The organism is Arthrobacter sp. TB 26, from assembly GCF_000427315.1.
Taxonomy (GTDB): Bacteria; Actinomycetota; Actinomycetes; order Actinomycetales; family Micrococcaceae; genus Arthrobacter.
On sequence record NZ_AUPJ01000418.1, the window covers coordinates 5,294 to 12,881 of the forward strand.

Here is a 7,588-nt window from a genome sequence, read left to right on the forward strand (position 1 = left end):
AGCCCGCCGCTTTGGCTGCCCAGCTGCGGGATGACCCAGCGCCGGTGCATCAGGCCTATGCCGCCGAGGACGAGGGTGGCCGCCGCTTTGGCCAGGATCAGCTGACCGTAGGGCGAGCCGAAGAGGTCGGCCCAGGACGTCAGGCGGATGCTGGAGTTAATCACCCCGGAGGCGAAGACGAGGACGAAGGCGAAGCCTGCCAGTGCGGAGAAACGCCGGAGGGTCGGCTCGGTGATGTCCGGGCGGCTGCCGCCCTTCGAGTTCGACGCAGCGCCACCCAGCACCCCGGAGAGCAGTGCCAGCGTGATGATGCCGCCCACCCAGGCCGATACGCCGACCAGGTGCAGGCCGAGCGAGTTGATGGCACCTTCGTGGTCAGCCGAGCTGGCGGAGTGGCCGATCAGCGCCGACGGGACCAGGCCGATCACGGACAGCACCAGAGTTGCCACCAGGCCGCCCAGGGAGCGGACGCCAAAGAGTGCGGTGGTGACTACGGCGGCGATGATGACAACGGCCAGCCAGGCGCGGCCAGTCTCGATGTCGGTCATGAAGTAGACCAGGGACCGGGTGAATTCCGGGTCCCCGGAGATCTGCTGGCCGGCAATGTCGGAGTAGCTCAGCACCAGCACGGCAACAGCTGAAAGTGTCCAGACGGCGCCCGCAGCGGCGGCGACAGCCAGTGCACGGGTGAAGGCCGGGTGTTCCGGGACATCCTTGGCTTTGGACCGGGAGCCGGCGAGCGAGCGGGGCAGGATTCCGACGGCGAAGAGCAGGCCGCCGATCACGGTGGCCAGCGAAACGTTGTGCACGGCCTTGCTGACCGGAAGTCCCCAGCGGACCAGGGCGCCCGGGTCCGAGACCCCGCGGGCGGCTGCGGCGCCGGAGAACAGCAGTGCAGCTACTAGTCCGAGGAACAGTGCGGCAAGGCCCGCGTACAGCCAGGGCCGGGAAATCCCGGCGTTGCCCGCAACAGCGCCCCGCGCTCCCCCGGTCGGGGTGGGAGCGGCGGTGGTGGCACGGGGATTTGCTGCAGAAGGCACAGTTCCATTGTCCGCTACGCGTCGCCTGCTCACCGAATCGAGCGCTGCCCGCAGCCTGCCGGGGAACTGCTGCCGGACGTCTCAATTAACGAAAAAGGAGCGGCGACCCACAGGGTCGCCGCTCCTTTCAAGCGTTCAAAGAAGACTACTTCTTCTTGGAGACCGCAGCCTTCAGCTTGGAGCCGGCGGTCAGCTTCACGCTGTGGCCTGCGGCGATCTGGATGGTCTCACCCGTCTGCGGGTTGCGGCCGGTGCGAGCTGCACGGTCGGTGCGCTCAACTGCAAGCCAGCCCGGGATGGTGATCTTTTCGCCCGCGGCGACAGAGGTCTCGAAGACCTCGAACAGTGCATCCAGCACGGAGTTGACGGCTGCCTGGCTGGTGCCGGCCTTGCCTGCTACCTCTGCAACAAGTTCACTACGGTTCTTAGCCATTTATGTCCTCCTGGACGGTCATGATTTCTGGAGCCTGCACACGGCATGCGCACAAGCCACTGTCCGAAAACTTACCAGCTTGCCGCCGCCGAGGTGGCAAATTCCGCGTGTTTTCGGCCTTTTTTGGACAAAAACCCGGGAAACGGCGCCTTTCGGACCAATATTTCGCCATCAGCGGACGCTCCCTCAGCTGCGGCGGCGTCCGCCCCGACGCTCCCGCAGATCCTGCGTCATCCGGGGCAACGCTGTCGTGCGCTCCCCGGAGGCCCACGACCGCGGCACCCAGCCATCAGCGGGCGCCGCACGTGCCGTCTCCCTGCGCCGGGCGACCCTGGGGGCCTGCAGGTTCGGAGATGGTTCGGGCACTCCCGGACGCTCCGTCACGATCTGCGGGAGGGGTGGCCGGCAGGCCACCGGTGGTGCGGGAGGGTCGGTGTTTCTGTGGTGGGGGTTAAATGCGGGAGGACCCCCAACGTGGTTGGGGGTCCTCGACCGTTTAATGATGTTCCGGCGGTGACCTACTCTCCCACACCCTCCCGGGTGCAGTACCATCGGCGCTGTGGGTCTTAGCTTCCGGGTTCGGAATGGGACCGGGCGTTTCCCCCACGCTATGACCGCCGTAACCTTGTGTCCCGAACCCCCGTGGGGGGGTGGGAAATCTGGTGTTACAACTGTGGTGTTATTCAGTTGGTTTGGTTCCTCGAACAACGGGTTTGTTGTTTGGGAACCACATAGTGGACGCAAGCAGTCTTGTTTCTTCGTACCACCCCTGGGTGCGAACCCCTTTTGAATGGGTTCGCGGGGTGGTGTGTGGTGTAAGTTATCGGCCTATTAGTACCGGTCAGCTTCACGAGTCGTTAGTCCTCGCTTCCACATCCGGCCTATCAACCCAGTGGTCTGGCTGGGGGCCTCTCACACACAAGGTGTATGGAAATCTCATCTCGAAGCGAGCTTCCCGCTTAGATGCTTTCAGCGGTTATCCCATCCGAACGTAGCTAATCAGCGGTGCACTTGGCAGTACAACTGACACACCAGAGGTTCGTCCGTCCCGGTCCTCTCGTACTAAGGACAGCCCTTCTCAAATTTCCTGCGCGCGCAGCGGATAGGGACCGAACTGTCTCACGACGTTCTAAACCCAGCTCGCGTACCGCTTTAATGGGCGAACAGCCCAACCCTTGGGACCTACTCCAGCCCCAGGATGCGACGAGCCGACATCGAGGTGCCAAACCATGCCGTCGATATGGACTCTTGGGCAAGATCAGCCTGTTATCCCCGAGGTACCTTTTATCCGTTGAGCGACGGCCATTCCACAATGTACCGCCGGATCACTAGTCCCGACTTTCGTCCCTGCTCGAGATGTCTCTCTCACAGTCAAGCTCCCTTGTGCACTTACACTCGACACCTGATTGCCAACCAGGCTGAGGGAACCTTTGGGCGCCTCCGTTACTTTTTAGGAGGCAACCGCCCCAGTTAAACTACCCATCAGGCACTGTCCCTGACCCGGATTACGGGCCGAAGTTAGATGTCCAAAGTGACCAGAGTGGTATTTCAACGATGACTCCACCCGAACTGGCGTCCGGGCTTCAACGTCTCCCACCTATCCTACACAAGCCACTCCGAACACCAATACCAAACTATAGTAAAGGTCTCGGGGTCTTTCCGTCCTGCTGCGCGTAACGAGCATCTTTACTCGTACTGCAATTTCGCCGAGTTTATGGTTGAGACAGCGGGGAAGTCGTTACTCCATTCGTGCAGGTCGGAACTTACCCGACAAGGAATTTCGCTACCTTAGGATGGTTATAGTTACCACCGCCGTTTACTGGGGCTTGAATTCTCAGCTTCGCCTTGCGGCTAACCGGTCCTCTTAACCTTCCAGCACCGGGCAGGAGTCAGTCCGTATACATCGTCTTGCGACTTCGCACGGACCTGTGTTTTTAGTAAACAGTCGCTTCCCCCTGGTCTCTGCGGCCCCTGCACGCTCCGGACAGCAAGTGTCCATCACGATGGGGGCCCCCCTTCTCCCGAAGTTACGGGGGCATTTTGCCGAGTTCCTTAACCATAATTCTCTCGATCGCCTTAGTATTCTCTACCTGATCACCTGTGTCGGTTTGGGGTACGGGCGGCTAAAACCTCGCGTCGATGCTTTTCTAGGCAGCATAGGATCACCGAATCCCCCCTTACGGGAGTCCCATCGGGTCTCAGGCATCATGAACGGCGGATTTGCCTACCGTTCGCCCTACATCCTTAGACCGGGACAACCATCGCCCGGCTCGGCTACCTTCCTGCGTCACACCTGTTAATACGCTTGCCTCCCAGGATCAGGTCCCGCGCTCCACCAAAACCCTTCACCCACAAGGGGTGTCAGGCAGGTATTGGGCGGTTAGTATCCCCTGTTCAGCATGGGCGGTTTTTCGCCGGTACGGGAATATCAACCCGTTGTCCATCGACTACGCCTGTCGGCCTCGCCTTAGGTCCCGACTTACCCAGGGCAGATTAGCTTGACCCTGGAACCCTTGATCATTCGGCGGACGGGTTTCTCACCCGTCTTTCGCTACTCATGCCTGCATTCTCACTCGTGTAGGCTCCACCGCTGGTTTACACCGCGACTTCACTGCCCACACGACGCTCCCCTACCACTCCAGACGCCTGAACCAACCCACAAGGGGCGGCTTAGCTAATATCTGAAATCCACAACTTCGGCGGTGTACTTGAGCCCCGCTACATTGTCGGCGCGGAATCACTTGACCAGTGAGCTATTACGCACTCTTTTAAGGATGGCTGCTTCTAAGCCAACCTCCTGGTTGTCTTCGCAACTCCACATCCTTTCCCACTTAGCACACGCTTAGGGGCCTTAGTTGGTGGTCTGGGCTGTTTCCCTCTCGACTATGAAGCTTATCCCCCACAGTCTCACTGCTGCGCTCTCACTTACCGGCATTCGGAGTTTGGCTGACGTCAGTAACCTTGTAGGGCCCATTAGCCATCCAGTAGCTCTACCTCCGGTAAGAAACACGCAACGCTGCACCTAAATGCATTTCGGGGAGAACCAGCTATCACGAAGTTTGATTGGCCTTTCACCCCTACCCACAGCTCATCCCCTCCATTTTCAACTGAAGTGGGTTCGGTCCTCCACGACGTCTTACCGTCGCTTCAACCTGGCCATGGGTAGATCACTTCGCTTCGGGTCTAGATCACGCCACTGCAACGCCCTATTCAGACTCGCTTTCGCTACGGCTTCCCCACACGGGTTAACCTCGCGACGTAACACTAACTCGCAGGCTCATTCTTCAAAAGGCACGCCGTCACCAGAATCAGACTGGCTCCGACGGATTGTAAGCACACGGTTTCAGGTACTGTTTCACTCCCCTCCCGGGGTACTTTTCACCTTTCCCTCACGGTACTGGTCCGCTATCGGTCATTAGGGAGTATTTAGGCTTATCAGGTGGTCCTGACAGATTCGCACGGGATTTCTCGGGCCCCGTGCTACTTGGGATACTCCCCGGGCGGTACACAACATTTCGGTTACGGGGCTCACACCCTCTCTGGCCGGCCTTTCAAGACCGTTCACCTATGCCTGCACTACACACCCCACTGTCCCGGCAGAGACAGAATGGGAAGTCCCACAACCCCGACCATGCAACGCCCGCCGGCTATCACACATGGAACGGTTTAGCCTGATCCGCGTTCGCTCGCCACTACTGACGGAATCACTATTGTTTTCTCTTCCTGCGGGTACTGAGATGTTTCACTTCCCCGCGTTCCCTCCACGCACCCTATGTGTTCAGATGCGGGTCACCAGGCAGCTCGCGCCCCTGGCGGGGTTTCCCCATTCGGACACCCTGGGATCACAGTCCGGTTATCGACTCCCCCAGGCTTATCGCAGATTCCTACGTCCTTCTTCGGCTCCTAATGCCAAGGCATCCACCGTGTGCTCTTAAAAACTTGACCACAAAAGATCAAAAAAACTAATTTTCGAGAGAACCACGAAAACCAACCCACACACCCAAAAGGCGCCCAGGTCAGATCCAGGTTCATATTCTTGGAAATTGCTTCTTATAAAAGATGCTCGCGTCCACTATGTAGTTCTCAAACAACAACCCCATACCACACACCCCACACACACAACAGTGCATGATCGGTGCAGCCAGGAAACCAGAAACACAAGTCCCACACCCCACCACCGGAGACTCCCCCGTAAGGGAACCCGGCCATGAGCCATGGTCCTGTTGCCTCAGGACCCAACAGTGTGCCAAACACTACCCAGCGAAACATTCCAGCCGCGTTCCAGGACCCGCCCGAAGGAAGATCCGTACTTGCTGCCGGCACATGCCGCCAGGCACCTATTTGTTGATATTCCACCCGTGAGCACCCGCCGCAGAACTAGCGTCTGCGCAACGGGCGTACTCCTGACAACCCCGCCACACCCACATACATGAGGCACGGTGATTGTAGGCGCTCCTTAGAAAGGAGGTGATCCAGCCGCACCTTCCGGTACGGCTACCTTGTTACGACTTAGTCCCAATCGCCAGTCCCACCTTCGACAGCTCCCTCCCACAAGGGGTTAGGCCACCGGCTTCGGGTGTTACCAACTTTCGTGACTTGACGGGCGGTGTGTACAAGGCCCGGGAACGTATTCACCGCAGCGTTGCTGATCTGCGATTACTAGCGACTCCGACTTCATGGGGTCGAGTTGCAGACCCCAATCCGAACTGAGACCGGCTTTTTGGGATTAGCTCCACCTCACAGTATCGCAACCCTTTGTACCGGCCATTGTAGCATGCGTGAAGCCCAAGACATAAGGGGCATGATGATTTGACGTCGTCCCCACCTTCCTCCGAGTTGACCCCGGCAGTCTCCTATGAGTCCCCGCCATAACGCGCTGGCAACATAGAACGAGGGTTGCGCTCGTTGCGGGACTTAACCCAACATCTCACGACACGAGCTGACGACAACCATGCACCACCTGTAAACCGACCGCAAGCGGGGCACCTGTTTCCAGGTATTTCCGGTTCATGTCAAGCCTTGGTAAGGTTCTTCGCGTTGCATCGAATTAATCCGCATGCTCCGCCGCTTGTGCGGGCCCCCGTCAATTCCTTTGAGTTTTAGCCTTGCGGCCGTACTCCCCAGGCGGGGCACTTAATGCGTTAGCTACGGCGCGGAAAACGTGGAATGTCCCCCACACCTAGTGCCCAACGTTTACGGCATGGACTACCAGGGTATCTAATCCTGTTCGCTCCCCATGCTTTCGCTCCTCAGCGTCAGTTAATGCCCAGAGACCTGCCTTCGCCATCGGTGTTCCTCCTGATATCTGCGCATTTCACCGCTACACCAGGAATTCCAGTCTCCCCTACATCACTCTAGTCTGCCCGTACCCACCGCAGATCCGGAGTTGAGCCCCGGACTTTCACGGCAGACGCGACAAACCGCCTACGAGCTCTTTACGCCCAATAATTCCGGATAACGCTTGCGCCCTACGTATTACCGCGGCTGCTGGCACGTAGTTAGCCGGCGCTTCTTCTGCAGGTACCGTCACTTTCGCTTCTTCCCTACTGAAAGAGGTTTACAACCCGAAGGCCGTCATCCCTCACGCGGCGTCGCTGCATCAGGCTTTCGCCCATTGTGCAATATTCCCCACTGCTGCCTCCCGTAGGAGTCTGGGCCGTGTCTCAGTCCCAGTGTGGCCGGTCACCCTCTCAGGCCGGCTACCCGTCGTCGCCTTGGTGAGCCATTACCTCACCAACAAGCTGATAGGCCGCGAGTCCATCCAAAACCACAATAAAGCTTTCCACCCCCCACCATGCGATGAGGAGTCATATCCGGTATTAGACCCAGTTTCCCAGGCTTATCCCAGAGTTAAGGGCAGGTTACTCACGTGTTACTCACCCGTTCGCCACTAATCCCCCCACAAGTGAGGTTCATCGTTCGACTTGCATGTGTTAAGCACGCCGCCAGCGTTCATCCTGAGCCAGGATCAAACTCTCCGTTGAAGTAAAACAGACACAACCAACACCCCCGGGAAAACGGGACGTGCCGGCTGCACAAAATTTGAAACCAGCTGTAAAAACCAGACCACACCACGGGGTGGCGGATCCAGTCAATTCAACCAATTCAATACAAT

2 protein-coding genes and 3 rRNA genes (1 of these 5 only partly in view) are annotated in these 7,588 nt (G+C 58.6%); all 5 read right to left on the reverse strand.

The window, feature by feature from the left end; translation table 11 throughout:
* Positions 1 to 1,040: the beginning of a cytochrome c oxidase assembly protein gene (locus tag K789_RS0116015; protein WP_024367638.1), read on the reverse strand. It extends 1,123 nt beyond the left edge of the window; only the first 1,040 of its 2,163 coding nucleotides appear in the window; its start codon is at positions 1,038 to 1,040; its stop codon lies off the left edge, out of view.
* A gap of 145 nt (positions 1,041 to 1,185) precedes the next feature.
* On the reverse strand, positions 1,186 to 1,473 hold the full coding sequence (locus tag K789_RS0116020; RefSeq protein ID WP_024367639.1) for an HU family DNA-binding protein: 288 nt from the start codon (positions 1,471 to 1,473) through the stop codon (positions 1,186 to 1,188).
* A gap of 505 nt (positions 1,474 to 1,978) precedes the next feature.
* A 5S ribosomal RNA gene (gene rrf / locus K789_RS0116025) occupies positions 1,979 to 2,095 on the reverse strand.
* Between the two features lie 188 nt (positions 2,096 to 2,283).
* A 23S ribosomal RNA gene (locus K789_RS0116030) occupies positions 2,284 to 5,418 on the reverse strand.
* A 515-nt stretch (positions 5,419 to 5,933) separates the two neighbouring features.
* Positions 5,934 to 7,457: ribosomal RNA gene (locus tag K789_RS0116035) — 16S ribosomal RNA — on the reverse strand.
* The 16S, 23S and 5S rRNA genes sit together here, the layout of an rRNA operon.
* Between the last annotated feature and the right edge of the window lie 131 nt (positions 7,458 to 7,588).